Origin of the sequence: Brevibacterium sp. W7.2, assembly GCF_018137945.1 — a bacterium.
Lineage (GTDB): Bacteria > Actinomycetota > Actinomycetes > Actinomycetales > Brevibacteriaceae > Brevibacterium > Brevibacterium sanguinis.
The window spans coordinates 2,469,834-2,494,148 of the sequence record NZ_CP073089.1; the positions used below are offsets into that span (position 1 = coordinate 2,469,834).

Sequence of the window (24,315 nt, forward strand, 5' to 3'; positions counted from 1 at the left end):
GAAAGTTTTTTCGCCGGGACGTTCTCAGGTCGTCATCGACCGGGTCGCCGGAGCGTCACGGGACGTAGCAGATCGCCCGTGCGTCGGCCTCTTCGCCCTCGTCAGGAGTGGTGTCACCGGCCCCGGAGGCCGTCACCGAGGCACCGGTGCCGATGCCCGCGGACACGCCCGCCCCGACGCCTGCCGGCATCGCGAGCGCCTCGGTCTGCTTCTCAGCGTCCCTGGAGGCGGCATCGATCTTCTCGGCAACCAGGCGACGGGCTTCGGCGAAGTCCGGTTGTGATGGTGTCACGCGCGGCGGAGTGAGGTCAAGCGACTCGATCTTCTGGCTCTTGACCTTGAGCGCGAGATCGACGAACGAGTCGACCTGTGAGGACGGGATGTCCGTCGACAGGGCTCCGGGGGTCGCCTTCGCGATGTCCTGGTAGCGGGTGAGCACCGTGGCCGGGTCGAGCTGCTTGACCATCGCCTCCTGGACGCACCGCTGCCGGATCATCCGCTCGTAGTCGCTCGAGAACTCACGGGAACGGGCGTACCAGAGGGCGTTGAAGCCGTCGAGCTTCTGCTCCCCGGGCTCGATCCACCCCTTGACCGGCCCGTGCTTGCCCGTCGTCGGGTCGACCTTCGAGGAGATCGGGACGCGTTTGCCCGAGACGATGGTGATCCCGCCGAGGGAGTCGATGAGGTTCTCGAAGCCCTTGAGGTTGATCATCGCGTAGTACTGGACCTCAAGGCCGGTGACGGCGGACACGGCGTCCATCGTCGCCTGCTCGCCGGCCCGCTCCGGGTCCTCGAACCGGTCCTTGTACTTCTCACCCTGCTGGAACACGGCGTTGAGCAGGCATTCGCTGCCGCAGTTGAAGCCCTGCGGGTAGACCGAGGCCAGGGGTGAGCCCTCGGCGAAGGGAACGTTCTGCATGTTGCGCGGCAGGCCGATGATGACGGTCTTGCCGGTCTCCGCATCGATCGAGACAAGAGACAGCGAGTCGGGTCGGATGCCGGTCCTGCCCTTGCCGGCGTCCGAGCCGAGGAGCAGGATGTTGTAGCGCCCGTCGACGGGCTTCGCGACCTTCCCGGAGGCGAAGAGGTCGCTGACGAGTCCGCGCTGGCTGTTGAGCATGTTCGTGCCCCACGCCAGCGGCCCGACGACGATGAGGACGAGGGCGCAGAAGGCGGCGAGGAAGCGCGGACGGGCCTTCTTCGACAGCGTCACCAGCCGGATGCGGCGAATCGTGTCGACGAGGCAGACGAACCAGTTGAGCCCGACGATGGGCACCCAGAGCGTGAGGAATGTGAGGATGATCGGGTTCGTCCCGATCGTGAACGCGAACGTGCGGTTGATGAGGATCGCGATGACGGCGACGATGAAGAGCAGCCAGCTGAGCGCGGTGATCGACAGCGAGATCCGCGCCCAGCGCCGGCTGCGGAAGAGCAGCTGGACACCGCCGGGCAGGAGGATGGTGACGAGAAGCAGCAACCACGCACGGACGTCCCTCGTCGGCTGCGAGGCGTACGACGGGAAGTGAATGGGGTCGATGTATCTCGTTTCGGCCACTGCCTCACCTTCGTCTCACGCGCTTCTCGCAGCAGCCGTTCGCGGCCGCGCCAGTGACCACTCTGCCAAAGCTTCGTCAGAGTCCACTGTGTTCATCCATTGTGTCGCGTGGATGCCGTGGATTCCCGCACCTGGGATCTGCGCATGTCGCGGCGGCCGAGTGATACTCCTCACACGCTGGTGACAGCCCCCAGCGGGCACGCCGACGCCCGCCGCCGACACGTCGGGCCGACAGCGGGCGCACCGGGTCTCAGCCGAGCAGCTGGCGACCCATGACGAGGCGCTGGATCTGGTTCGTGCCCTCGTAGATCTGGGTGATCTTCGCGTCGCGCATCATCCGCTCGACGGGGTGGTCGACGACGTAGCCGGCCCCGCCGAGGAGCTGGACGGCGTCGGTCGTGATCTCCATCGCGGCATCGGAGGCGAACGCCTTCGCGGCGGCCCCGAAGTACGTGAGGTCGGCGTCGCCGCGCTCGCTCTTCGCCGCCGCGGTGTAGGTGAGCTGGCGTGCGGCCTCGAGCTTCATGCCCATGTCGGCGAGCATGAACTGGATGGCCTGGAAGTCGGCGATGCGCTTGCCGAACTGCTGGCGCTCCTTGACGTAGCCCAGCGCGTAGTCGAGGGCGCCCTGGGCGATGCCGATGGCCTGGGCGGCGATCGTCACGCGCGTGTGGTCGAGGGTGCGCAGCGCGATCTTCAGGCCCTCCCCCGGGGCGCCGACGATGCGGTCGCCGGGCAGTCGGACGTTGTCGAAGAGCAGCTCCCGGGTCGGGGAGCCTTTGATGCCGAGCTTGCGCTCCTTCTCACCGAACGTGAAGCCCTCGTCGGACTTCTCGACGACGAACGCGGAGATGTTGCGTCCGCGGGCTCCGTCGGGATCGGTCACGGCCATCACCGTGTAGTACTCGGAGACGCCGGCGTTGGTGATCCACGTCTTCACGCCGTTGAGGATCCAGTCGTCGCCGTCACGGGTCGCCCGCGTCTTCATCGAGGCGGTGTCGGAGCCGGCCTCGCGTTCGGAGAGCCCGTAGGAGAACCCGGCCTCGCCGCGGGCGACGGGGGTGAGGTACTTCTCCTTGATCGCATCGTCGCCGCCGAGCTGGACGGGCATGCTGCCGAGCTTGTTGACCGCGGGGATGAGCGAGGACGAGGCGCAGGCGCGCGCGACCTCTTCGATGATGATCGCGACCGCGAGCGCGTCGGCCCCGACTCCCCCGTACTGCTCGGGGATGTGCGCGGCGAAGAAGTCGGTCTCGACGAGCGCGTCGTGGGCTTCCTGCGGGTACCGGGACTCGGCGTCGACCTCGGCCGCGAAGGGGGCGATCCGCTTCTCGACGACGTCGCGCACCGCCGCGCGGATCTCTTCGTGCTCTTCACTGGGCTGGTAGAGGTCGAACATCGTGCTCCTTTGACTGATCGATCGTTCAGTCAATAATTATTGCCCGAGTGCCGCCCCTTTGTCGAGGGCGACCTGGCGGAGGGCGGCCCGGTAGTCGTCGAGTCGGCCGCGGAGAGCGACCGCCTCGGCGTCGGTGCCGGCTGCGAGGATCCGTGCGGCAAGCAGTCCTGCGTTCTTCGCTCCCCCGATCGAGACCGTCGCGACGGGCACGCCGCCGGGCATCTGGACGATCGAGAGGAGGGAGTCCATTCCGTCGAGGTGTTTCAGCGGCACGGGCACCCCGATGACCGGCAGGGACGTCATCGAGGCGATCATCCCCGGCAGGTGCGCCGCTCCCCCAGCCCCGGCGATGATGACGCGCAGTCCGCGCTCGGCAGCGGTCCGCGCCCACTCGACCATGTCCTCGGGCATGCGGTGGGCCGAGACCACCTCGGCGGTCGAGGCGATGCCGAGTTCGGTGAGCGCCTCGGCGGCGGCCCGCATCGTCGGCCAGTCCGAGTCGGAGCCCATGACGATCCCGACGGGGACGCTCGCCGAGGCGGCCGCCTCGTCGGTCTGCTGCGTGGAGGTGGTCATGTCAGTCCCTTTCCTCGGGTGAGGTCTGGCGGGGCGCGGTGTCCTCCGCGCCCTCCGGGGTGAGGTCGGCCGGGGTCGGCAGGCTCGGGTGCGGGTCGACGTCGACGCCGGCGATGAAGTCCGCGGCGTGCCGGGCCCGGGCGAGGACGAGCGCGCGATCGGCGCCGTACGCGTTGACGTGGCCGACCTTCCGCCCGGGGCTGACGTCCTTGCCGTAGAGGTGGACCTTGACATCGGGGTCGTGGGCCATGACGTGGAGGTAGGGGTGGTAGAGGTCCTCGTGGTCGGCGCCGAGGATGTTGACCATGACCGAGACCTCGTCGCGGGCCGCAGGGCTGCCGAGCGGCAGGTCGAGGACGGCGCGCAGGTGCTGTTCGAACTGGCTCGTCACCGAGCCGTCCTGCGTCCAGTGCCCGGTGTTGTGGGGGCGCATCGCGAATTCGTTGATGAGGAAGCCGTCCGGGGTCTCGAACATCTCCATCGCCATCACCCCGGTGACGTCGAGGGCACCGGCGACGGTGAGGACCGCCTCGGTGATCGCGGTCGCCTTCTGCCCGGGCAGCCCGGGGGCCGGGGCGATCGCCTCCTTGCACACGCCGTCCTGCTGCCACGTCTCGACGACCGGCCACACGGCGGTCTGGCCCATCGGGGACCGGCCGACCATGACGGCGAGCTCCCGGGTGAAGTCGACCTTCTCCTCGGCGAGGAGGACGGGGACCTCGGCGAGCCAATCGGTGACCTCGGCGAGGTCGGAGATGACGCGCACGCCCTTGCCGTCATAGCCCCCGCGCGGGGTCTTGAGGACGAAGGGCAGGCCCACCTCGGCGGCGAAGGCCTCGGCATCGGCGAGGCTGCCGATCTCCGCCCACCGGGGGTTGGGCAGGCCGAGGTCGTCCATCTTCCGGCGCATGAGGATCTTGTCCTGGGCGAAGATGAGCGCCCGCGGTCCCGGGCGGACGGTGTACCCGGCGGCGACGAGGGCCTCGAGGTGCTCCGGCGGGACGTGCTCGTGGTCGAAGGTGATGACGTCGACGGTCTCGGCGAAGGACTTGAGCGTCGCGAAGTCGGTGTAGTCGCCGACCGTGACGTCGTGGATGACCTGCGCGGCGGGGGCGTCAGCGGACTCGGAGAGGACGGCGAATCTCACGCCGAGGGCTTCGGCGGCGGGGGCGAGCATGCGGGCGAGCTGACCGCCGCCGATGACGCCGATGGTAGGAAAAGTCACGCCTGCCATCCTATCGCGGGGCCGCTCCGAACGGTGCGTGAGGGCAGTCCTCCGGCTCCGGTCGGCTCCCCTGTCCGCAGAGAACGTCTCTGTCTGCAGGGAGCTCTGTTGTCCGCAGGGAACACCGATCCGGCTGTCGTAGGATGACCTCGGGTCGGCGACCACGAGTCAGGGACCCCGATCCACGAGACCGCGATCCACGAGATGAGGAGGGGCATGGGACGCACCCGGTCCGAGCTCTCCCGTCTGGCGAAGTTCACCGCCGTCGGGACGATCGCGTTCCTCGTCGACCTCGGCGTCTTCAACCTCATCCTCTTCACCACCGACATCGGCCCGCTCATCCCCAAGGTCGTGTCCGTGGCGGCGGCGACGACGGTGAGCTGGCTCGGCTCCCGGCACTGGACGTTCCGCGACGGCCGCACGAGCCGGCCCTGGCGCGAGGCGATCGGCTTCTTCCTCGTCAATCTCGCCGGGCTCGGCATCGCCGGCCTCTGCCTCATCGTCAGCCATTACGTCATGGGCTGGACCTCGCCGCTGGCCGACAACATCTCCGCCAACGTCGTCGGCGTGCTGCTCGGCAACATCTTCCGCTACATCATGTACAGCCGTGTGCTCTACCGCGTCCCCGGCACCGCCTCGCTGAGGCGGGCCATCGTCCCGACCGACGACAACGACGCGATCGACGACGACGACGCGACCGACGTCAACGCCGCGACCAACGACGGCGAGAGCGCCGGCGCCACCGTCCGCCGGGTCCCGCGGACAGGCGTCAGACGACGAGGAGCGGAATCTCGAGTTCGCGTGCCGTAGTCGCCCCGTGATGGCCGATGAGCGCGAGCGCCGAGGCTGACTCCGTCTCCGAATCGACGACGGCGAAGCCGTCGGTGCAGATGACGACGACGTCCCCGATGCGCCCGATGACCCGGGGATCGACGGGACCGAAGTAGTCGCGGCGCACCGCTTCGGCCTGCGGCAGCACGAGGGCCCGGTCCCCCAGCGTCTCCGTCCACGCCGCCGCGACATCGCCGGCGGCACCGGGCTGCGCGTAGAGGTGAAGGGCCCGCGGCTCCCCGCCGAGGTGGCGCAGACCGGCCTTGAGCTCGGGAGCGTCGACGAGGTCGAGGCGCGTGTCGTGGTCGATGTCGACCATCCCGTGGTCGGCGGTGACGATCATCGCGGCATCGTGCGGCAGGTCCTGGGCGAGCCGGGACAGGGCGAGGTCGATGCGTTCGAGCTCCTCGGTCCACTGCGCCGAGTTCGAGCCGTGGACGTGCCCGGTCTTGTCGAGGCCGCCCCAGTAGAGGTAGACGAGCCGGGTGCCCGGAGCCCGCACCTCGGCGAGGGCCTGCGCACACCGCTCCTCGAGCGTCTTCGACGCCCGGAACCGGCCCCCGCGCAGGGAAGCGCGGTTGAGCCCGCGTCCGGCGAACTTCGCCTCACCGAGGCTGACGACGTCGACGTCGGCGGTCTCGAGGCGTTCGAAGAGCGTGGCATCGGGCACCCAGGTCACGGGATCGACGTCGAGATCCCAGGTCAGCTGGTTGAACACCGCGTCCTTCGCGGGATCGAGCAGCCGGTAGCCGACGACGCCGTGGGCCCCTGGCAGCCGCCCGGTGGCGAACGAGGACAGGGAGTTCGCCGTCGTCGACGGGAATCCCGTCGACACGGTCCGCCGCTGGCCGGCCAGGGACCGGAAGAAGGGGGTGTAGCCGCTGTCGCGGGACAGCAGCTGCTCACCGAGGCCGTCGATGAGGACGACGATCGCGGTGCGCACCTCGCGGTCGAACCCGAGGCGCTGCGCGCGCAGGGCCGCGGTGTCATCGAGCACGCCGCCGGCACCGAGGCTGAGCGCCGCGGCCGGGACGACATCGGAGAGGAGGGGATTGCCGTAGTCGGGAGGAGCGAGCAGGCTCGCGGTGGGGGCCTGGTCCGAGGGGAGGTCGGCCATCAGCGCCGCGACCGGAGGCGGGCGTGGAAGACGGCGGCGCGCAGGCGGTCGGCGAAGTCGGCGATGCGGTCGACGGCGGCCTGGCCTTCGGCTTCGGCGGAGACGCGGAGGAGGACATCCTCGGCGAAGATCGATCCCCCGTACCCGTGGTCGCCCATGCAGTCCGGGTCACCGCAGGTCTCGGGGAACGCCTCGATGCGCCGGGCAGCGCCCCACGACAGCGTCAGCGAGACCTCGACCGGGGCATCGCCCGGCGCATACGAGGCGGGGTCGGCGAAGGTGCGCCCGACCATGACGGTGCCGAGGCGCTCGAGTTCGATGTCCTCGCTGCTCGTCACCGCCCGCGCCTTGCCGCCGGGGGCGACGGCGGGATCATCGTCGACGTGGGCGAGGAGGAGTCGGGTCTCGGTGAGGACGAACGCCGTGACGTGCCGGTGGATCGATTCGATGTCGACGTGGGTGTCGATGTGGACGAAGTGGCTGAGCACCGGTTCGTCGTAGAGGGAGTCGGCGAGGATCCCCTCGGTGAGCTGCGGGTAGTAGCCGGCCGATTGGAGATCGCGGACGAGGACGTCGGGTAGAGACATGCCCTCCATTGTGCCGTACTCGCACACCCGATCCCAGCCGCGAACGCACCGGTCGGGCACCTATGCTTGGGGTATGGAAGACTATCCTGCCGCGTGGGAGGCCGACGTCGTTCTGCGCGACGGCGGCACCGCGCACCTGCGTCCGATCGTTCCCGACGACGCCGAGGCGCTGTCTCGGATGCACGAGGCGCAGTCGCCGGAGTCGATCTACCTCCGCTTCTTCGCGCCACTGCCCAAGCTGCCCAAACGCGATCTCGACCGCTTCGTCAACGTCGACCACCACGACCGGGTGGCGCTCGTCATGACGATCGGCGACGACATCATCGGGGTCGGCCGCTTCGACAAGATCTCCCCGGGCACCGCGGAGGTCGCGTTCAACATCGCCGACGCCCACCAGGGCCGCGGGATCGGCTCGATCCTCCTCGAGCACCTCGCCGCGGCCGCGCGCGAATCGGGCCTGCGCAAATTCACCGCCGAGGTGCTCCCCCAGAACCGCTCGATGCTCCAGGTCTTCCAGGCCGCCGGCTACGAGGTCAGCCGCGGCTTCGACGACGGGGTCGTGGCCGTGAGCTTCGACATCGACCCCACCGCGCGCTCGCTCGAGGTCCAGGCCACCCGCGAGCACCGCGCGGAGGCCAAGAGCGTGCGCACCGTCCTCCATCCCGCCTCGGTGGTCGTCATCGGCGCCAGCCGCAAGCGCAACTCCACGGGCAACCTCCTCATCCGCAACATCGTCTCCGCCGACTTCAAGGGCGAGCTGTGGGTCGTCCACCCCGAGGCCGACCAGGTCGCCGGGGTCCCGGCGTACCCGAGCCTCGGCGAGCTGCCGGGCACCGCTGACCTCGCCGTCATCGCCGTGCCCGCGGAATCCGTCACCGAGGTGGTCCAGGAGTGCGCCGCCCACGGCGCCAAGGGCGTGCTCGTCATCTCCTCGGGCTTCGCCGAGACCGGCCGCGCCGGTGCCGAACTCCAGCGCCAGGTCGTCGCGACCTCGCGGGCGTACGGCATGCGGCTCATCGGGCCGAACTCCTTCGGCATCGTCAACGAGGCCGAGGACGTCTCCCTCAACGCCTCACTCGCCCCGTTCCTCCCCGAACCGGGCACCCTCGGCCTCTTCAGCCAGTCCGGGGCCCTCGGCACGGCTCTGCTCGCGGCGGCGAAGACACGGGGCCTGGGCATCTCGACGTTCGTCTCCGCCGGCAACCGCGCCGACATGTCCGGCAACGACGTCCTCCAGTACTGGGAGGAGGATCCGGCGACGAAGACCGTCGGCCTCTACCTCGAATCGATCGGCAACCCGCGCAAGTTCTCCCGCATCGCCCGGCGCGTCTCCCGCGTCAAACCCGTCATCGTCGTCAAGTCCGATGTCACCGGCCGCGAGCTGCCGCCCGGCCACGTCGTGCGCACGTCCTCGCTCGCCCCGCACACCCTCGACCAGGTGCTCGGCCAGGCCGGGGTGATCAGGGCCGACACCGTCCACCAGCTCTTCGATCTCGCACAGGTGTTCTCGACCCAGCCGCTGCCGGCGGGGCGGCGGGTCGGCGTCATCGGGAACTCCGCGGCCCTGTCGACCCTCATCGTCCAGCGGGCCCGGGCCGAGGGGCTGAGCGTCGAGTCCGCGACCGTCTCCCTCCACCCCGAGGTCGATGCCGAGACCTTCGGCGAGAAGCTCGCCGCGATGTACGACCGGGACGACATCGATTCCGTCATCGTCAACTTCACGCCCTCGGCCGGAGCCGAGGAGAGCGAGATCGCCGCGGTGCTCGCCGAGACCGCCGCCCGGTCGTCGAAGACGACGGTGGCCTGCTTCCTCGGCATCCTCGGCGTCCAGGACGAGCTCACGAGCTTCCTCACCGACTCCGACGGCAAGCGCGTGACCCACACCGTGCCGAGCTATGTCGGCCCCGAGGACGCCGTGTGGGCGCTCGCGCGGGCGACGGACTACGCCCGGTGGCGCTCGGCCGATCACGGCAACTTCCTCGAGATCGAGGACCTCGACGACAAGGGCGTGCGCGACATCGTCGACGCCGCGCTCACCGATGCGCGGCCCGGCTGCCCCGTCGTCCTCGAGCGCGACCAGGCCAGGGCGCTGCTCGACTGCTACGGGATCGAGACGATGCCCTACATCACGGCCGCCTCGGTGGACGAGGGGCTCGCGGCGGCCGAGACGCTCGGCTACCCGGTCGCGCTCAAGGCGGTGACGAAGGCCCTGCGCCACCGCATGGAACTCGGCGGGGTGCGGCTCAACATCGACACCCCCGACGAACTCGTCGAGGACTTCACCGCCCTCCAGACCCTCATCGAATCGCTCGGCACCGACGAGGAGCCCCTCGTCGACGTCCAGGCGATGGCCCCGCCCGGGGTGCCGTGCGTGATCCGCGCCGGCGAGGACCGCCTGCTCGGGCCGATGCTCTCGTTCTCGCTGGCCGGGGACACGACCGAGCTCCTCGGCGATGTCGAGCACCGCGTCTCCCCGCTCACCGACAAGGACGCGGGAGAGATGATCCGCGCGATCAAATCCTCGCCGAGGCTGTTCGGCTACCGGGGTCTGCCCCCGGTCAACATCGATCCGCTCATCGACGTCCTCGAGCGCCTCTCCGTCCTCGTCGAGCGCCATCCGCAGATCCTCGACGTCGAGATGCACCCGATCGTCGCGACGGAGACCGACAGCTACATCCTCAGCGTGCGGATTTCGCTGCTGGCGGACGCGACGCGGATCGATACGACAAGGCGCCTGCTCAGCTGACCTTGCCGAGACGGACCTTTAACGGGACAGAACGCGTCGGACCTGCGAATTCGACCCGATAAGTGGGAACCGACTGGCAGTTTGGCGCGTCTTATACCAATTCCGGCACCGAACCTGTAGTGTCTGATTCCGTTCCTCCATGAATAGTTATCGTTTTGTGCCATTCAACGAGAAGGTGAAAACGTGACATGGCAGTGAGCAGTGTTCGTCCTTCACCGTCAGCAGGCACCCTTGATCGGGAACAGCCGCATGAGAGCGAGGCTGAGAGTATTGATTTCGCGTAAAGATGTCGTCACGGATTCCGCGATCGCCGTCGTCGCCGAACAGGGAGTCCGCGGACTCACCCATCGGGCCGTCGACGCGATGGCGGAGCTGCCGGTCGGTTCGACGTCCAACGTCTACCGCACCCGCGACGCCCTCATCACCGGGATCATGGAGAGGATCGGCGAACTCAACGCCCGTCGCCTCGAGCGACTCCTCGACACTGCAGGAAACGACGAGACCACCCAGCTCGATGCCGCGGTCAGCCTGTGCATGGAGCTGCTGACCACCGACCGCAGCCGCTTTTACACCTCGGTGATGCTCGGCCTCGATCCCGCGCTGCCGACCGAGGCCGTCGCCGCGAAGCAGGCGAACATGGACCAGGTCGACGCCTTCGTCGCCCAGCTCAGCGGCGTCGAGCCCGAGCTCGCGAAGCGGATCTCGAGTTCGGTGCTCGGCATGATGATTACCGAGCTGATCTCGGGCACCGCGAGCCGGGAGCGCGTCGAGAAGTTCATCAGCGAACTCGACAAGTGGCTGCGCGCCGAATTCGCCTCCGCCTGAGCTGAGGTCCGCCCCTCTGCCCTCGCCGCACCCGGGTCCGCCCGTCCGGCCGGCCTGTCATGGGCGGAATCCGACACGAACCGGCGGAGATGAGCCGGTGAACCCCGCGCGAACGCTAGAATCGACGGGTGCCGTCAGCGCTCGGCGGCGCAGCAGTGGTCCACGTGTCGAAGGAGTTCCATGACCGAAGGCAGAGTCATCGATGTCGACGTCTCGGCGGAGATGGAGAGTTCGTACCTCGAGTACGCCTACTCGGTCATCTACTCACGCGCACTGCCCGACGCCCGCGACGGACTCAAACCCGTGCAGCGGCGCATCGTCTACCAGATGGGCGACATGGGGCTGCGCCCCGACCGCGGCCATGTGAAGTCCTCGCGCATCGTCGGCGATGTCATGGGCAAGCTCCATCCCCACGGTGACACCGCGATCTACGACGCCCTCGTTCGGCTCAGCCAGGACTTCATCATGCGCGTCCCGCTCGTCGACGGTCACGGCAACTTCGGCACCCTCGACGACGGTCCCGCGGCCCCCCGCTACACCGAGGCGAGGCTGACGACGGCGTCGATGCAGATGATCGCCGGCCTCGACGAAGAGGTCGTCGACTTCGTCCCCAACTACGACAACACGCTCACCCAGCCCGAAGTCCTGCCGAGCGCGTTCCCCAACCTCCTCATCAACGGCGCCTCGGGCATCGCGGTGGGCATGGCGACGAACATGGCTCCGCACAATCCCGGCGAGGTCATCGCCGCGTGCTGCCACCTCATTCGCAACCCCGAGGCCGATCTCGCCGAGCTCATGCGCTTCATCCCGGGTCCCGATCTGCCCACGGGCGGGCGGATCATCGGACTCGACGGCGTCCGGGAGGCGTACGAGACGGGGCGCGGGACGTTCCGCACCCGTGCGACGGTCTCGATCGAGAACATCAACGCCCGGCGCAAGGGCATCGTCGTCACCGAGCTGCCCTATCTCGTCGGCCCGGAGAAGGTCGTCGCGAAGGTCAAGGACGCGGTCGGAGCGAAGAAGCTCACGGGAATCGCCTCGATCGACGACTACTCGGACCGGAAGAACGGTCTGCGGCTGGTCATCGGGATCAAGAACGGGTTCAACCCCGAGGCGGTGCTCGCCGAGCTCTACCGGCAGACGCCGCTCGAGGAGTCCTTCGGCATCAACAACGTGTGCCTCGTCGAGGGCCAGCCGCGCACCCTCGGGCTGCGCGACCTCCTCACCGTCTACCTCTCCCACCGCATCGACGTCGTGCGTCGGCGCACGGTGTTCCAGCTGCGCAAGGCCAAGGACCGCCTCCACCTCGTCGAGGGTCTGCTCATCGCGATCCTCGACATCGACGAGGTCATCCAGCTCATCCGCTCATCCGATGACGCCGCGACCGCGCGGACCCGGCTGATGGACGTCTTCGATCTCTCGGAGCTCCAGGCCACGTACATCCTCGACCTGCAGCTGCGGCGCCTGACGAAGTTCTCGCGCCTCGAGCTCGAGGCCGAACGCGATGAGCTCAAGAACCGCATCGAGTACCTCGAGGGTCTGCTCGCCGATGAGGCGAAGCTGCGTGAGCTCGTCGCCACCGAACTCGATGCCACCGCTGAGATCATCGGCACCCCGCGCCGGACCGTGCTCATCGAGGGGGCGATGAAGGAGCTCACGGCCAAGGGCAAGAAGGCGCCGGAGAACCTCAAGATCGCCGACGCCCCGACCCGGGTCCTCCTCTCGACCTCGGGTCGCATCGCGCGGACCTCCGATGCCGCGGTGCTCGCCCGGTCGGGCAAGCGGGCCAGCCACGATGCGCTCGTCTCGGAGATCGTGACGACGACGCAGGGCCGGATCGGTGCGGTAACCTCGACCGGTCGGCTCCACATGGTCGATGTCGTCGACCTTCCGGCGCTGCCGCCAGGGGCGGCGCGACCCAATGTCGCCGGCGGGGTGAAGATCGCCGAGTACATGGCGCTGGAGAAGGCCGAGAAGGTCATCGGGCTCATCGACCTCGACCGCGAGTTCCTCCTCGGCACCGCCGAGGGCGTCGTCAAGCGGGTGTCGGTGGCCGGACGGCCGAACAAGTCCGATTGGGATGCGATCGCCCTCAAGGGCAAGGACGCCGTCATCGGCATCGCCCAGCCGCGCGACATCGATGCGTCGCGGGCCGTGTTCGTCACCTCGAACGCCCAGCTGCTCGCCTTCGACGCCTCGGGGCTGCGGGCGCAGGGCTGGAACGCCTCCGGCGTCGCCGGCATCAAACTCGCCGCCGAGGCGACGGCGATCTTCTTCGGCGCCGTCCCCGCCGAGCCCGATGAGGAGATGGCGCTGTCGGTCGTGACGATCGCCAGCGGCGAGAACTTCTACGGTGCCCCGTCGTCGTCGATCAAGGTCAGCGAGTTCGTCGAGTTCCCGACGAAGGGTCGGGCGACCGCCGGTGTGCGGGCCCACAAGTTCCTCAAGGGCGAGACCGAACTCTCGCTTGCGTGGGTCGGCGACTCGCCGCAGGCGGCGGCCTCCGCCGGCGGTGCGCGGACGCTGCCGACCGAGATGTCGAGGCGCGACGGCTCGGGCTCCCCGCTCGAGTCGAAGATCGATGTCATCGGCACGCTCCCCCGCCTCGGCGGTCCGGATGATGTCGCTTCCGCAGGTGGCGGGGATGCCGGCGTCGGTGATGCCGGTGCAGGTTCCGCTGACACCGCGGCGGATTCCGGAGCGGCACAGGCACCGGGCACGGGAGGCCTGGCGACGAGCTTCGACGGCTTCGACCTCGACCTCGACGACGCGCGGGAGGAGATCGCCCGCGCCCGCATCGACACCGACAACGGCGTCATCGTCTCCCACGACGAAGACGACGCTGACGACGATTCAGGCGACGACGGCGACTCCGCGCTCTTCTGAGTTCCAGGGCGCTCTGAGCGCTGATCACTACCCGCAGCGTCACGCACACCGCGCAGCTTCGCGAGAGGCACCCGGAGCTTCACGCACACCGTGCAGCTTCGCGAGAGGCACCCGCAGCTCGACACACTCCACGTGCACGGGTTGTTCATGGAGCTGCGCGTGCGGGGCGCGTGCGCCAATGGCGACGGCGCACGGCGGTAGTGAAAGCGCAACCACCGCGCGTGACGTGGACACCCGACCACCGCGCGTGACGTGGACACCCGAGCCCGGCGTGTGACGTGGACACCCGAGCGGGGCGCGTGACGTGGACACCTGAGCGCGGCGCGCTCTCAACTGCGGGCTCAAGCCTCGGAACTCAGGACCCGGAACTCAGCTCTCGTCGTCGAGGTCGAGCTTCATCCGTGCCGCGGTGCCGCGCAGCATCTGGCAGATGCCCGTCTCCCCGAGACCCTGCAAGGTGAGCGATCCGCGGGGTTCGAAGACGTAGGCGTCGGAGGTCGACAGCACGCGCGCGGTCTCCTCGTCGGTGAAGATCGTTCCGGGTTCGGCGACGGCCGTCAGCCGGGCGGCGAGGTTGACGCTCGATCCGAAGATGTCGCCGAGGCGGGAGAGCACCCTCCCCCACACGAACCCGACCCGCGCCTGGGGCAGATCGGCGGCCGCGGTCACGCGCTCCATGAGGGTCATCGCGATCTCGGCGCCGGCCATCGGGGTCTCGGCGGCGAAGAACACCTCGTCGCCGACGGTCTTGATGATCCGCCCGCCGCCGGTGGCGACGATGTTGTAGCAGATGCCCTGGAACTCCTGGACCATGTTCGCCAGCTGCCTCGGCTCGAGCTTCTGCGACAGCCGCGTGTACGAGACGAGGTCGATGAACCCGACCGCCCGCGCCAGCGGCATCGACGAGTCGTACCAGCCCTGCCGGTTGTCCATCGCGAGACCGTCGGACACGTTGACGTTGAGGCGGCCCATCACCTCGGCGAGGTTGCGCCGCCACGAGTAGACGAGCATCTTCTGCATCGGATCGATGAGATCCTCGATGACCTCGAGCGCCTCCCGCCGGGCCTCGGGCTCGCTCATGCCCTTCTCCTCGGTGAGGTACTCGACGAGCGTCTCCATCTGCCACACGACGAGGCGGTCCGTCGTCTGCCCGATCGCGCGCGCCAGCGACAGCGCCGTCTCCTGATCGATGAGCCCGTCGGCCACCGGCTTCGCCCACATCCGCAGCGCATGCGCATCGCTGACCGTGTACGCCTTGTCATGCTCATCGGTCTGCGACATCCCGAGCGCCCGCCACATCTTCCGCGCCGAGACCGTCGAGATGCCGCCGAGCTTCGCCGCTTCACGACGATCGAGCACGCGCTTCCCGTCGAGGAGGATCTCCTCGAGGCGTTCGGCGGCGCTGCGGGTCTCGTAGATCGGATCGTCGTCGGTGTCCTCGTCGACGATGCTCAGCGCCGAGGTGCGCGGATCCTCGTGCAGGCCACCGAAGAAGTCGGACGACTTCGGCTTCCCGGTCGGATGTGCGGTCGTGTTCGACTCGGAGGCGTCGTCGTCTTCGCCAGACTCCGCTGACCGGATGACCGGCATCACCGAGGTGGCCGGCAGTTCGGCATCGGCCGTGGCCTGGGGTGAGCGCCCGTGATCGTGGTCCTCTGCCGCGGCCCGGTGCGCGGGCTCGTCAGCGTCGGCGGCTTGTGCCGAAGCGTCCTGTGCCGTGACATGGAGTGAGGATACGTCGTCATCGTCGCCCGTAGCCGTGGCCCCGTGCGCGGGCTCGTCAGCGTCGCCATCGGTGTTCGGTGCCGTGGCACGTGGTGCGGAGTTGTCAGCGTCGGCAGCTGATGCCGGCGCGACCGGGGCCGGCGTCGAATCACCGATCGAGGTCGCCGGTGCGGAGTCAGCGGTCGTGGCCGCGGGGGTGACCGGTTCGGGGGCGGGTGTGACCGGTTCCGGCGCGACCTCAGGTTTCGGGGGCGCCGATGCGGCCGGGGTCGGGGATTCCGACGTCGGAGAGGCTTCGGTCGCCGATGACTGTGCGGCACTAGCTTCGACCGCTGCAGTGTCGGTTCCGGTCTGCCGGCTCGGATCGGTCGACACAGGAGTAGCTGCAGACGAGGCCGTCCCGGCAGCTGACGGCGCGTCAGCCGACAGTGTCTGTGTGCGATCCTCGCTCACGGTGTCGAGAGACGCGTCGCGTTCCGCAGACGGTGCGGCACTCGGTTCGCCCGCTGCAGGGTCGGTTCCGGTCGGCCGGCTCGGATCGGTCGACGCAGGAGGCGCGGTGCCGCGGCTGTCAGCAGCGCCCGTGTCCTGGCGACGAGACGGGTCAGCGGCGTGCGAGTCACCCTTGGGTCGGGTGCCGGATGCCTGCGCAGAACCATCCTCGGGTCGAGTGCCGGTGGCCTCAGGTCGGGTGCCGGTGGGTGGCACAGACCCGTCCGCGCGGCCGTCCCCGCGCACGTGCGCGCCGCTGCTCGCCCGCACCACGGGGCGCGACTCCGGGTCGCGTTCGACGATGCCGCCCGTCCGGTCCCGACGAGCCGAGCCGTCACCGGTCATCGCTGCGTCGTCCCACTGTCGGGCGGGGTCGCACTCGCCGCACTGTCCGAGGCACTCGCGGCCCCTGCGTCCGAACCGGCCCCGCCATCCGAACCATTCCCGCTCGCCGAACCGGCCCCCTCGGCCGGTGCGGCCGGGCGCAGATGGTGGACGTCGCCGGCGCTCACGGAGACCGCATCGTCGATGACGAGGTCACCCGTCGCGTCGAGGCCGGTGGCCTCGCCGACGAGGAAGCTGCCGTCGGGTCGTTCGACCTTGACCCGCGTGCCCAGCGTCACCATTCCCGCGCGCACTCTCGCGGCGAACGGACTGCGACCGAAGTCCTCTCCATACTCTGCCAACTCCCTCAGGCCGGGAACAAGTGTGCCGAGAATCGACAGTAGCAACCGTTCATGATCGATCTCTGAACCCGCGACGCCGAGCTCGATCGCCAGTGAGCTCGCGTCCTCCCGCGGCAGGTCCGCAGGCTCGAGGCGCGTGTTCGTCCCCATCCCGAGGACGATGCGCGGACCCTCCGGCGTCGTCTCGATGCGGGCGAGGATCCCGCACAGCTTCCTACCCTCGGCGGTGAGCACATCGTTGGGCCACTTGAGCACGGCGGGCACCCCCGCCTCGGCGATCGCCGCGCGCACCGCCTCTCCGGTGATGAGCGGAATCCAGCCCCACGTGCGCACGGGCGTCGTCGGGGCCAGGAGGATCGAGAACGTCAGCGAGCGGCGCGGCGGCACGGTCCACGTGCGCCCGAGTCGGCCGTGGCCCGCACTCTGGAAATCGGTGCCGAGGATCGTCAGCTCCGCCAGCTCCGCAGCGGGGGCGTCCCCGGCGAGGCCACGGACGACACCTGAGGAGGCGGTCGCCTCGGCGGGATGGTGGACCAGGGCCGCGAGCGCATCGTTCGTCGACGGGCACGACTCGTCCCAGATGACGAGCGGAAGGTCGATTCCGATGGCCTCCGCACGGGCGCGGAGCGATTCGACATCGACGAGGAAGGGCGCGTGTTGGCTGGTCACCAGACCACTCTAGATTCTTTTGGTGGGAGTGCACAATGAACTCGGCTCCCCTCGATAGGGTGGGAGCATGACGGAAACTCCACGCACCACCGCCGATCGCATCGACGCCTTCCTGACGCGTCGCGAGGCGGCCCACACCGGCAACGAGAAGTCGGTGGAGAACCAGCACAAGCGCGGCAAGCAGACGGCCAGGGAACGCATCGACCAGCTCCTCGACGAGGGCTCGTTCCAGGAGATCGACGAATTCGCCCGGCACCACAACACCCAGTTCGGGATGGAGAAGAACCGTCCCGACGGCGACGGCGTGGTGTGCGGTCTGGGCACGATCGACGGGAAGACCGTGGCCGTGTTCGCGCACGACTTCACCGTGCTCGGCGGGTCACTCGCCGAGGCGAACGGCCGGAAGATCGTCAAGGTCCAGAAGCTCGCGCTCAAGCTCGGCTGCCCGATCATCGGCATCAACGACTCCGGCGGCGCCCGCATCCAGGAGGGCGTGGGATCGATCGCGCTGTTCGCCGAGATCTTCCGCCTCAACGTCGCCTCCTCGGGCGTCATCCCCCAGATCTCGCTCATCATGGGACCCTCGGCCGGCGGTGCGGTCTACTCCCCCGCCCTCACCGATGTCACGATCATGGTCGACAAGACCAGCCACATGTACATCACCGGTCCCGACGTCATCAAGACCGTCACCGGTGAGGAGGTCGGCCACGAGGAGCTCGGCGGCGGGCGGACGAACAACACCGTCTCCGGCAACGCCCACTACCTCGCCAGCGACGAGGAGGACGCCCTCAACTACGTCCGCGACCTCCTCTCCTTCCTCCCGCAGAACAACCTCGACCCGGCCGACGCCGACGTCTTCGAGTCCGACCTCGAGCTCACGCCTGAGGACGAGGCGCTCGACACCCTCATGCCGGACTCGCCCTCGCAGCCCTACGACATCCTCGACGTCGTCACCACCGTGCTCGACGACGGCGAATTCCTCCAGGTCTCCGAGCTCTTCGCCCCGAACGTCGTCACCGGCTTCGGCCGTGTCGAAGGGGTGAGCGTCGGCGTCATCGCCAACCAGCCCATGCAGCTGGCCGGCACCCTCGACATCGACGCCTCGGAGAAGGCGGCCCGGTTCGTCCGCCTCTGCGACGCGTTCAACCTGCCGATCCTCACCTTCGTCGACGTGCCGGGATTCCTCCCGGGCACCGACCAGGAGCTCGGCGGCATCATCCGCCGCGGGGCCAAGCTCATCTACGCCTACGGCGAGGCGACGGTTCCGCTCATCACGCTCATCACCCGCAAGGCCTACGGCGGCGCGTACTGCGTCATGGGGTCGAAGCAGCTCGGCGCCGACATCAACCTCGCGTGGCCGTCGGCGCAGATCGCGGTCATGGGCGCCCAGGGCGCGGCGAACATCGTCTACCGCCGCAGGCTCAAGGCCGCCGAGGAAGCTGGTGAGGACGTCGACGCACTCCGCGCCGACCTCATCCAGGACTACGAGGACGCCCTGCTCAACCCGTACCTCGCGGCCGAGGAGGGCTACATCGACGCCGTCATCAAGCCGAGCGAGACCCGCAACCGGATCGTCCGCGCACTGCGTGCCCTGAAGAACAAGCACGTCGACGCGCCGGCGCGCAAGCACGGTAACATCCCCCTATGAGCACGGATGCGCAGTCAGATCCCCGGAGCGCCGAGGCGGTCGGAGCCGACCCGGCGGCGACGGCCCAGGCGGGCGCGTCTGCGAGCGTGCCCTCGATCGAGGATCGCGCGCAGGTGCGCGCCGACGACGGCCAGCCGGTGAGCGACGAGATGGCCAGTGCCGCCGCGGTGGCCGCTGTCGTCGCGATCCGCCAGGTCGCCCTCGCCTATGCCGCTCACCAGGCCGAAGCCCTCGCCGAGGTGGAGACGAAGAAGCACGACCGCGCGGGCTTCAACGCTCCGCGCCGCAACGTCCGCAGGCGTCTCCCGCAGACGTGGACGCAGCCACTCGGCCGCTGAGCGCTGCCGCCTGGCGCTGAGCGCTGTCGTCTGACGCCACTGAGCACTCGCTGATAACCGCCCTCTGCGCCGCACGATTGTTCGGCGCGGAGGGCGTCACTGTTCTGCGCGGAGGGCGTCGTCAGCCGTCGTCGAAGATCGTGCGCAGTTCGTCGAAGAGGTCGTGGATGATCGGCGCCGGATCGCCCTCGACGCGACGCAGACGCACGAAGGTCGCCTTGATTGCCATCATCGCGAGCGCCGCGAGCACCTCGGCCTTCGGTGAGACCGGCGGTCCGTCGTCGACCGTGCACCGGCCGACGGCACCCGGATTCTGCCCACAGCCCGACCCCTCGGCGGCACCGACCCTGTCGAGCCGTCGCTGGATCATCTCGCGGAAGAGGCGTTCGTTCTCGCCCATCCGCGACATCTGCGCCTGCATGAGCGCCGGCTCCTGCTTGAGGATCTGATGGTACTGGTGGCGCTCCTCCCGGTGACTGAGCCGAGTGCGCACGATGCCGGCGAGCAGCCGCTCGAGGTCCTCGAGCAGCCGGCCCGTCGGTCCCCCGGCTTCGAACACGGCGATCGCCGGTTCGTCCTCGTCGTCGAAGACCGTGTCGGCCCGCCCGAGGAGAGCCTCCTCCTTGCTCGCGAAGTAGTTGAAGAAGGTCCGCCGGGAGACCCCGCAGCGCTCGCAGATGTCCTCGATCGTGATGGTCGAGAACCCCTTCTCCAAGGTCAGTTCGATCGCGGCACGACGCAGTGCGCGCTGGCGTTCGCGCTTCTTCCGCTCGCGCAGGCCCTCCTTCGGGGCAGCGCCTTCCTGCGGAGTAGCTCCCTCCCGCGGGGACATCCCCTCCTTCGGGGCGACGGAGTCCTCTCCGGAGTCGACGTGCGCAGGGCTGTCGGTGATCGCCATATCCTCATTCTCCCACTTCGCGCGGCACACCCTCAGGCACCCGGCTCACACGGACACCGGGGTCTCACGCAGGACCCGGGTCCCACACTGCCGACCGGGTCTCACGCCGGCGCTTGCACACGCACCCGGGTCCGCGGGTCCGCGGTGGGGTCTAGTACCCGAGCTTCGCATTCGCAAGGACGGGCAGCGCCTCGGCGGCCTCATCGGCGAGTCCGAGGTCGAGGTCGACGATCTCGAGGGCCTCCTGGCCGCCGAGGGCGACGATGACGTGCCCGAACGGATCGGACACGAGACTGTGCCCGACTCCCGTCGGTCCTTTCGGGGGCACGGCCACGCCGCTGACCTGCGGATCGGCCTGTCCGACGGCGACGACGAACATGTTCGAGTCGACCGCCCGCGCCCGGGCCAGCAGCTCCCACTGCTCGACCTTCCCCGGCCCCGCACCCCACGATGCGGAGACGATGGCCAGCCGCGCGCCTCGGCGGCTGAGTTCGGCGAAGAGCTTGGGGAAGCGGATGTCGTAGCAGATGGCGATGCCGACGTCCTCTCCGCTCAGGGCGACGAGCGCCGGGTCCTCGCCTGCCTCGACGGTGTCGGACTCCTTGAACCCGAACGCGTCGTAGAGGTGGATCTTCGCGTACTCGGTGCGCGTCCCGTCCGGGGCGTAGACGGCGAGGAGGTTGACGACCTTGCCGGCGGAGACTGCGAACTCCCCGACGACGATCGCCGTGTCGGTGTCGGCGGCGAGCAGGGTGAGCGCCTCGCGCCACCCCTCGGATTCGCGTTCGGCGATCTCCCGCAGACCCGACCCGAACGCCGACATCGTCGCCTCGGGGAAGATGACGACCTCGGCACCGGCGGCAGCGGCCCGACCCGTGTAGTCGCGCACCTTCTCGAGGTTGCCGGCGACATCGGTGGTCGTGTTGATCTGGGCGAGTCCGAGCTTCATCCTCATCCTCCGTGGGCAGTCGGTGACGTGCTCTCAGGCTACTCGGATCACCCGCCGAGGTCACCCGACGAATTCGCGTCCCGGCCGGCCACCGCGTCCGCGACCGTGGACGACGAGGTAGACGAGCATCGAGACGACGACGAGACCGGCGCACAGCAGGAACATCCCGCTGCCCCCGGTGATCGGCATGAGCGCGCCGAGGATGATCGGACCGATCCCCGAGCCCGCGTCGAGGAGGAGGAAGAACGAGGCCGTGGCCACCGGGACCCGGGACATCGGCACGGACTTCACGGTGATCGTCTGCGCGCTCGGCATGAGGGAGCCGAAGCCGAAGCCGATGAGGATGCCGGCGATGACGATGCCCGCCGTCGTCGGCCACAGCGCGAGGAGGACGTTGCCGAGGGCGTTGAGGATGAGCACGGGGTAGATGACGACGTTGTCGCCGTAGGCGTCCTGGATCCGCCCGATGAAGAGGCGGGCGACGAGGGAGGCCGCGGCGTAGGCGATGAAGAAGAGGGACGCGGCGCCGGGCACGCCGTTGTCGGCGGCGTAGCCGGCGAGGAAGACGAGGGCCGCAGCGAACGCGACACCGGCGATGAGCATGATGAGCCCGATGCGCAGTCCGTCCCGATCGACCATCGTGCGCGGATGGAGATGCCATTTCGTGTCCCGCTGGGCCTGAGTGAGCTCCTGCTTCGGCAGGTCGAGGAAGAAGCAGAGGACGAGGGAGATGGCCGACATGACCGCCGAGGCGATGAAGAGGACGGTGAAGTCGAATTCGGCGGGCAGGAGCACGCCGAGGTAGGGCCCGAGCGCCGTCGACAGGGTCGTCGCGGTGCCGAAGTAGCCGGTGCCCTCGCCGCGCCGCGAGGCCGGGATGACCGACTGGATGGCCGTCATGATCGCCGTGTTCCCCGCCCCGAAGGCGATGCCGTGAATGAGGCGGATGACGATGAGGAGGGTGAGGGTGTCGGCGGCGATGTAGGCGAGGGAGGCGAGGACGAAGACGGCCATCGAGATGACGAGCAGGGTGCGGCGGCCGATGAAGTCGAGGTACTTGCCGGTGAGGATGCGGGCGACGACGGCGCCGACGATGAAGCTCGAAGAGGCGAAGCCGGCTGCGGCCTGACCGGCGGAGAAGCGCGCGACCGCGTATCCGGCCATCGAGGTCATGAGCAGGTAGAAGACCATGGACATCGTGAGATTGAGGCCGATGCCCACGATGAAGTCCTTGGTCCACAGCTGTGCTCTTGCCACGTTCTCTTCTCTCGATTCACGGTTGTCCGGCGGTCGGGCTCAACCAGGGTATAGCTTCAGCGAATTCCCAGACGGCGCATTCCAGCCCGTGGCCGTGTGCCTCTCCTCATAGGCTGTCGGCCCGGTCACGGGGTGTGTCCGGCCTCATATATGGTGAGGTCATGACTGAGAAGAGAACCCCGTCGGCCGTTGACGCCGTCGCCGAAGAGTACGTCGATCGCTCCCTCGCCCTCTCCCCCTCGCTCGCCCTCTACCTGGGGATCGACGGGGCGAAAGGCTTCGACGACTTCTCCCCCGCCGGGCTCGCCGCCCACCACGAGCTCACCGTCGAGACGCTGGCCAAGCTCGACGAGGTCGAGGCGAGCGCCGACCTCGACGACATCGATCGGGTGACGATCGACGCGATGCGCGACCGCCTCGGCGTCGACCGGGACCTCTACGACGCCGGCTTCATACATGCCAGCCTCAATGTCATCGCCTCCCCCGTCCAGGACATGCGCGACATCTTCGACCTCATGCCCACGGCCACCGTCGCCGACTGGGAGACCGTCGACGAGACGCTCGCGGCGATTCCGGCCTCGGTGACCGGGTACGAGGAGTCGCTGGCTCTGGCCAAGGACCGCGGGCAGGTCGCCGCGCGCATCCAGATCGAGAAGGTCATCGACCAGGTGCAGGCGATCGCCGGGGACGAGTCCCCGTATCTCACCGTCATCGCCGGGGCCGACGACGTCGCCGAGGTGCCCCAGACCCTGCGCGATGATCTGGCCTCCCACGCCGAAGCGGCCCGCACCGCATTCGCCGGACTCGCCGATTTCCTCGCCTCCGAGCTCCTCCCGGTCGCCCCGGAGAACGAGGCGGCCGGCCGGGCCGCGTACGCCCTGCATTCGCGGGACTTCCTCGGCGCCGAGATCGACTTCGACGAGACGTATGCGTGGGGTCTGGCCGAACTCGAGCGCATCGACGCCGAGCAGCGGCGCGTCGCCGAGCAGATCATGCCCGGCGTCGACCTCTTCGACGTCATGAAGGCCCTCGACAAGGACCCCGAGCGGATGCTCGTCGGCAAGGAGGCCCTGCGCGAGTGGATGCAGGGAGTCGCCGACGAGGCGATCGCCGAACTCGGGAAGACCCACTTCGACATCCCCGAACCCGTGCGCACGATCGAGTGCATGATCGCGCCCTCGTCGACCGGCGGGATCTACTACACGGGCCCGACCGACGACTTCTCGCGGCCGGGACGGATGTGGTGGTCGGTGCCCGAGGGGGTCACCGAGTTCGCGACGTGGCAGGAGAAGACGACCGTCTACCACGAGGGAGTGCCCGGTCATCACCTCCAGGTGGGGCAGGCGACGTACGTCTCCGACACCCTCAACCGCTGGCGCCGGCTCATGTGCTGGGTCTCCGGGCACGGCGAGGGCTGGGCGCTCTACGCGGAGAAGCTCATGGCCGACCTCGGCTACCTCGACGACCCGGCCGACTACCTCGGGATGCTCGACTCGCAGCGTCTGCGGGCGGCCCGCGTCGTCCTCGACATCGGCTTCCACCTCGGTCTCGAGGCCCCCGAGAGCCTCGGCGGGGGCACGTGGGATCGGGAGAAGGCCTGGCAGTTCCTCACCGACAACGTCGCGATGGACCGCAGCTTCCTCGCGTTCGAACTCGACCGCTACCTCGGCTGGCCGGGGCAGGCGCCGAGCTACAAGATCGGCCAGCGCCTGTGGGAGCAGTTCCGCGACGAGGCGGCCGCCGAGGCGGGCGAGGACTTCGACCTCAAGGCCTTCCATTCGAAGGCGCTGGGTCTCGGATCCGTCGGTCTCGACACCCTCGGCCGGGCGATGCGGCGCTGAGGTCACGGCCCCGCCTGTCCGGCATCGGGTGCCCACCGTCCGCGCGACGGTGGGCACCCGTGTCC

The 24,315-nt window shown here is 69.0% G+C and carries 18 protein-coding genes; 7 read left to right on the forward strand and 11 right to left on the reverse strand.

Annotation, left to right across the window (positions count from 1 at the left end; genetic code table 11):
* Positions 1-55: 55 nt before the first annotated feature.
* The 4 genes from J9315_RS11180 to J9315_RS11195 all read right to left on the reverse strand — a co-directional run bounded on the left by J9315_RS11180 (position 56) and on the right by J9315_RS11195 (position 4,755).
* The gene (locus J9315_RS11180) at positions 56-1,555 is read right to left on the reverse strand and encodes an LCP family protein (protein WP_198498376.1); all 1,500 of its coding nucleotides are present in this window, start codon (positions 1,553-1,555) and stop codon (positions 56-58) included.
* A gap of 250 nt (positions 1,556-1,805) precedes the next feature.
* On the reverse strand, positions 1,806-2,954 hold the full coding sequence (locus J9315_RS11185) for an acyl-CoA dehydrogenase family protein (protein WP_198498375.1): 1,149 nt from the start codon (positions 2,952-2,954) through the stop codon (positions 1,806-1,808).
* A 36-nt stretch (positions 2,955-2,990) separates the two neighbouring features.
* Positions 2,991-3,530, reverse strand: a complete 540-nt coding sequence (purE, locus tag J9315_RS11190) for a 5-(carboxyamino)imidazole ribonucleotide mutase (RefSeq protein WP_198498374.1) — start codon at positions 3,528-3,530, stop codon at positions 2,991-2,993.
* Position 3,531: 1 nt separating this feature from the next.
* The gene (locus J9315_RS11195; RefSeq protein WP_332839521.1) at positions 3,532-4,755 is read right to left on the reverse strand and encodes a 5-(carboxyamino)imidazole ribonucleotide synthase; all 1,224 of its coding nucleotides are present in this window, start codon (positions 4,753-4,755) and stop codon (positions 3,532-3,534) included.
* Positions 4,756-4,971: 216 nt separating this feature from the next.
* On the opposite strand from J9315_RS11195, the gene J9315_RS11200 reads away from it, so the two are divergent.
* Positions 4,972-5,565: a GtrA family protein gene (locus J9315_RS11200; RefSeq protein WP_198498372.1), complete on the forward strand. Its 594-nt coding sequence runs from the start codon at positions 4,972-4,974 to the stop codon at positions 5,563-5,565.
* On the opposite strand, the gene J9315_RS11205 is transcribed toward J9315_RS11200, so the two are convergent.
* Together J9315_RS11205 and J9315_RS11210 are read right to left on the reverse strand one after the other, a co-directional pair.
* The gene (locus J9315_RS11205) at positions 5,525-6,703 is read right to left on the reverse strand and encodes a nucleotide pyrophosphatase/phosphodiesterase family protein (RefSeq protein ID WP_198498371.1); all 1,179 of its coding nucleotides are present in this window, start codon (positions 6,701-6,703) and stop codon (positions 5,525-5,527) included. The genes J9315_RS11200 and J9315_RS11205 overlap by 41 nt on opposite strands.
* Entirely contained in the window at positions 6,703-7,290 is a 588-nt protein-coding gene (locus J9315_RS11210; RefSeq protein ID WP_137824148.1) for a DUF5998 family protein, read from the reverse strand. The genes J9315_RS11205 and J9315_RS11210 overlap by 1 nt, the downstream gene beginning before the upstream one ends.
* Before the next feature lie 73 nt (positions 7,291-7,363).
* Between J9315_RS11210 and J9315_RS11215 the strand changes: the two genes are divergently transcribed.
* The 3 genes from J9315_RS11215 (at position 7,364) to J9315_RS11225 (ending at position 13,747) form a co-directional block, all read left to right on the forward strand.
* Positions 7,364-10,036, forward strand: coding sequence for a bifunctional GNAT family N-acetyltransferase/acetate--CoA ligase family protein (locus J9315_RS11215; RefSeq protein WP_198498370.1), 2,673 nt, complete (start codon positions 7,364-7,366; stop codon positions 10,034-10,036).
* 270 nt (positions 10,037-10,306) lie between these two features.
* On the forward strand, positions 10,307-10,861 hold the full coding sequence (locus J9315_RS11220) for a TetR family transcriptional regulator (protein WP_198498369.1): 555 nt from the start codon (positions 10,307-10,309) through the stop codon (positions 10,859-10,861).
* Between the two features lie 180 nt (positions 10,862-11,041).
* Positions 11,042-13,747, forward strand: a complete 2,706-nt coding sequence (locus J9315_RS11225) for a DNA topoisomerase IV subunit A (protein WP_198498368.1) — start codon at positions 11,042-11,044, stop codon at positions 13,745-13,747.
* A gap of 369 nt (positions 13,748-14,116) precedes the next feature.
* Here J9315_RS11225 and J9315_RS11230 read toward each other — a convergent pair whose 3' ends face one another.
* The gene (locus J9315_RS11230; protein WP_269780018.1) at positions 14,117-15,847 is read right to left on the reverse strand and encodes an adenylate/guanylate cyclase domain-containing protein; all 1,731 of its coding nucleotides are present in this window, start codon (positions 15,845-15,847) and stop codon (positions 14,117-14,119) included.
* Between the two features lie 458 nt (positions 15,848-16,305).
* Positions 16,306-17,319, reverse strand: a complete 1,014-nt coding sequence (locus tag J9315_RS11235) for a biotin--[acetyl-CoA-carboxylase] ligase (RefSeq protein WP_198498367.1) — start codon at positions 17,317-17,319, stop codon at positions 16,306-16,308.
* Positions 17,320-17,386: 67 nt separating this feature from the next.
* Here J9315_RS11235 and J9315_RS11240 point away from each other — a divergent pair, with 67 nt between their 5' ends.
* Positions 17,387-18,967 carry an acyl-CoA carboxylase subunit beta gene (locus J9315_RS11240; protein ID WP_198498366.1) on the forward strand — a complete coding sequence of 527 codons (1,581 nt, stop codon included), beginning with the start codon at positions 17,387-17,389 and terminating at the stop codon, positions 18,965-18,967.
* Positions 18,964-19,305, forward strand: a complete 342-nt coding sequence (locus J9315_RS11245) for a hypothetical protein (RefSeq protein WP_232623547.1) — start codon at positions 18,964-18,966, stop codon at positions 19,303-19,305. The genes J9315_RS11240 and J9315_RS11245 overlap by 4 nt, the downstream gene beginning before the upstream one ends.
* A 121-nt stretch (positions 19,306-19,426) precedes the next feature.
* Here the strand turns inward: J9315_RS11245 and J9315_RS11250 are convergent, their stop codons facing one another.
* From J9315_RS11250 to J9315_RS11260, 3 genes are all read right to left on the reverse strand, one after another.
* Positions 19,427-20,203 (reverse strand): TetR/AcrR family transcriptional regulator, encoded by a 777-nt coding sequence (locus tag J9315_RS11250; protein ID WP_232623546.1) that lies wholly within the window; start codon positions 20,201-20,203, stop codon positions 19,427-19,429.
* 151 nt (positions 20,204-20,354) lie between these two features.
* Positions 20,355-21,152 carry a carbon-nitrogen hydrolase family protein gene (locus tag J9315_RS11255; RefSeq protein WP_198498365.1) on the reverse strand — a complete coding sequence of 266 codons (798 nt, stop codon included), beginning with the start codon at positions 21,150-21,152 and terminating at the stop codon, positions 20,355-20,357.
* Positions 21,153-21,212: 60 nt separating this feature from the next.
* Positions 21,213-22,409, reverse strand: a complete 1,197-nt coding sequence (locus J9315_RS11260) for an MFS transporter (protein ID WP_198498364.1) — start codon at positions 22,407-22,409, stop codon at positions 21,213-21,215.
* Between the two features lie 161 nt (positions 22,410-22,570).
* On the opposite strand from J9315_RS11260, the gene J9315_RS11265 reads away from it, so the two are divergent.
* Positions 22,571-24,250 carry a DUF885 domain-containing protein gene (locus J9315_RS11265; RefSeq protein WP_198498363.1) on the forward strand — a complete coding sequence of 560 codons (1,680 nt, stop codon included), beginning with the start codon at positions 22,571-22,573 and terminating at the stop codon, positions 24,248-24,250.
* Positions 24,251-24,315: the final 65 nt, after the last annotated feature.

Excerpts from the sequence above, each read along its gene's own strand:
- J9315_RS11215 (WP_198498370.1), top strand. The coding sequence starts at position 7,364 with ATGGAAGACTATCCTGCCGCGTGGGAGGCCGACGTCGTTCTGCGCGAC.
- J9315_RS11225 (WP_198498368.1), top strand. The coding sequence starts at position 11,042 with ATGACCGAAGGCAGAGTCATCGATGTCGACGTCTCGGCGGAGATGGAG.
- J9315_RS11265 (WP_198498363.1), top strand. The coding sequence starts at position 22,571 with ATGACTGAGAAGAGAACCCCGTCGGCCGTTGACGCCGTCGCCGAAGAG.
- J9315_RS11210 (WP_137824148.1), bottom strand. The coding sequence starts at position 7,290 with ATGTCTCTACCCGACGTCCTCGTCCGCGATCTCCAATCGGCCGGCTAC.
- J9315_RS11205 (WP_198498371.1), bottom strand. The coding sequence starts at position 6,703 with ATGGCCGACCTCCCCTCGGACCAGGCCCCCACCGCGAGCCTGCTCGCT.
- J9315_RS11245 (WP_232623547.1), top strand. The coding sequence starts at position 18,964 with ATGAGCACGGATGCGCAGTCAGATCCCCGGAGCGCCGAGGCGGTCGGA.
- J9315_RS11200 (WP_198498372.1), top strand. The coding sequence starts at position 4,972 with ATGGGACGCACCCGGTCCGAGCTCTCCCGTCTGGCGAAGTTCACCGCC.
- J9315_RS11240 (WP_198498366.1), top strand. The coding sequence starts at position 17,387 with ATGACGGAAACTCCACGCACCACCGCCGATCGCATCGACGCCTTCCTG.
- J9315_RS11255 (WP_198498365.1), bottom strand. The coding sequence starts at position 21,152 with ATGAAGCTCGGACTCGCCCAGATCAACACGACCACCGATGTCGCCGGC.
- purE (WP_198498374.1), bottom strand. The coding sequence starts at position 3,530 with ATGACCACCTCCACGCAGCAGACCGACGAGGCGGCCGCCTCGGCGAGC.
- J9315_RS11185 (WP_198498375.1), bottom strand. The coding sequence starts at position 2,954 with ATGTTCGACCTCTACCAGCCCAGTGAAGAGCACGAAGAGATCCGCGCG.
- J9315_RS11250 (WP_232623546.1), bottom strand. The coding sequence starts at position 20,203 with ATGGCGATCACCGACAGCCCTGCGCACGTCGACTCCGGAGAGGACTCC.